Below are 2,147 nucleotides of genomic sequence, written 5' to 3'. Positions count from 1 at the left end.
GCAATGGGTAAAGGTGTCGGCGACGCTATCGAAAGAAAAGAAACCATCGATTCCGGCCTGACGGATTTCCTTGAGAAACTGTTCCAGCGGCAAGCGTTCGCCGTCAGGCAGGATGAAGTCGTCGTGGTCGATCAGGTCGACGATTTCCTGGTCGCTCAGGTGCGCCAGCAACAGCCGCCCGGAGGCGGTCCAGGGGATGGGTGCGTTTTCGCCAATGTCCGAGGAAATGCGGAAATGCCGTTCCCCCTCCTTCATCAGCGCAACGGTGTATTTGCGCCCGTTGAGCAGGCACATCTGCGCCGTTTCACGGGTCTGGCTGACGATTTCCTGCAAAGCGTGATCGGCTTCACGGGTCAGGTCGAAATGGCGCAAGTGGGCCTGGCCGAGAAAGTACAACTGGCGACCGAGGTAGACATGACCGTCCTTGCCCACCGGCTCCAGGATCCGCCGTTCCAGCAGCGAGGCCACCAGTTCGTAGACTGTGGATTTGGGGCTGCCGATGCCGTTGGCAATGTCGTTCGGGCGCAGGGGCTGGCCGATCTCCTTGAGGAAATCGAGGATATCGAACGCCCGGTCCAGACCGCGTGCCCGGCGCTTGATGGTGTCTTCGGTCATTTCAGTGGTTCCCATTCATAATGCCGGGAGTCTAACCAAAGTGCGTTGTTGGCGGTTAGATCGCCATCGCGAGCAAGCTCGCTCCCACAGAGGTTGAAGTTGTGACTGCAATCTGTGGCAGCACACAAAACCTGTGGGAGCGTGGCTTGCCCGCGATGGGTGCGACTCGGTTCAAGCCTTTTTCTTGTAGGCAATGCAGTCGATCTCGACCTTGCAGTCGACCATCATGTTCGCCTGCACGCAGGCCCGCGCCGGGGCGTGTTCCGGTTTGAAGTATTCGGAGAACACCTTGTTGAAGCTCCAGAAATCCCGCGGGTCTTCCAGCCACACGCCGGTGCGTACCACGTCTTCAAGGCCATAACCGGCCTCTTCAAGGATGGCGATCAGGTTCTTCATGGTCTGATGAGTCTGCTCGACGATGCCTCCGACAATGATCTCGCCATCCAGCGCCGGCACCTGGCCAGACACGTGCAGCCAGCCATCGGCTTCGACAGCACGGGCAAAAGGACGGGGCTGACCGCCGCCGGCGGTGCTGCCGGTGCCGTAACGAGTAATGCTCATGGGTGTTTCTCCTGCTTTGAAAATGACGTTAAAAGCGAGTGCTTTTGAGAAATTCCGCCAGCCGTGGCGATTGCGGGCGCTCGAACAGGTCCTTGGGCGGCCCCTGCTCTTCGATACGCCCCTGATTCATGAATACGATCTTGTCCGAAACCTCGAAGGCGAAGCGCATTTCGTGGGTCACCAGCAGCATGGTCATGCCGTCCTCGGCCAGGCCCTTGATCACACTCAACACTTCGCCGACCAGCTCCGGGTCGAGGGCCGAGGTCACTTCGTCGAACAACATCAGGCTCGGGTTCATGGCGATGGCGCGGGCGATCGCCACGCGCTGTTGCTGCCCGCCAGACAACTGACCGGGAAAGTGATCGCGACGCTCCAGCAGGCCGACGCGCTCGAGCCATTTCTCGGCCAGGGCCACCGCCTCGTCTTTGCGCAGTTTCTTGACCTTGAGCAGGCCCAACGTGACGTTCTGCAACGCGGTGAGGTGCGGAAACAGGTTGAACTGCTGGAACGCCATGCCGGTCATGGCACGATGACGGGCAATGACTTTTTCCGGGTGGCGAATGCGTTTGCCGTTGACCTCGTCATAACCGATGGATTCGCCGTCGAGCAGGATCTGCCCGCCCTGGAACTCTTCGAGCATGTTCACGCAACGCAGCAGCGTGGTCTTGCCCGAGCCGCTGGAACCGATCAACGTCACCACATTGCCGCGCTGCATGCTCAGGTCGACGCCCTTGAGCACTTCGAGCTGGTCGTAACGCTTGTGCAGGCCGCGAATATCCAGCAGCGGCTGGCCGTTTTGTGCATGGGTTTGAGTCTGAGTCATGGCAAAGCCACCCGCTTTTCAATGTGCCGGCCGAGTAACTCGATGCCGTAGTTGATGACGAAGAACAGGAAACCGGCGAACAGGTAAAACTCCAGAGTCATGAAGGTCCGGGCGATGATCTGCTGGGTGCTGAGCAGCAACTCGGCGA

At 59.5% G+C, this 2,147-nt stretch carries 3 protein-coding genes and 1 pseudogene; all 4 read right to left on the bottom strand.

Translation table 11 applies throughout. The features are described from left to right. A partial coding sequence (locus ACXRVY_RS25625) for an IclR family transcriptional regulator (protein ID WP_458238588.1) occupies positions 1–615 on the bottom strand: 615 nt, incomplete at its 3' end. A 171-nt stretch (positions 616–786) separates the two neighbouring features. Continuing rightward, positions 787–1,176 carry a RidA family protein gene (locus tag ACXRVY_RS25620; protein WP_057714589.1) on the bottom strand — a complete coding sequence of 130 codons (390 nt, stop codon included), beginning with the start codon at positions 1,174–1,176 and terminating at the stop codon, positions 787–789. 28 nt (positions 1,177–1,204) lie between these two features. Further along, a complete protein-coding gene (locus ACXRVY_RS25615; protein WP_223463294.1) occupies positions 1,205–1,999 on the bottom strand; it encodes an amino acid ABC transporter ATP-binding protein in 795 nt (264 codons plus the stop codon). Next, a pseudogene (locus ACXRVY_RS25610) lies at positions 1,996–2,147 on the bottom strand (amino acid ABC transporter permease); the annotation flags it as partial. The pseudogene ACXRVY_RS25610 and the gene ACXRVY_RS25615, both read right to left, overlap by 4 nt.

It is taken from the genome of Pseudomonas sp. P5_A2_2 (assembly GCF_054177685.1).
The sequence above is the reverse complement of the archived record's forward strand: the minus strand, read 5'-3'. Positions and strand labels throughout refer to the sequence as shown.

Bases quoted from the DNA above. Each gene is read 5' to 3' on its own strand.
- ACXRVY_RS25620 (WP_057714589.1), bottom strand. From the start codon at position 1,176: ATGAGCATTACTCGTTACGGCACCGGCAGCACCGCCGGCGGCGGTCAG.
- ACXRVY_RS25615 (WP_223463294.1), bottom strand. From the start codon at position 1,999: ATGACTCAGACTCAAACCCATGCACAAAACGGCCAGCCGCTGCTGGAT.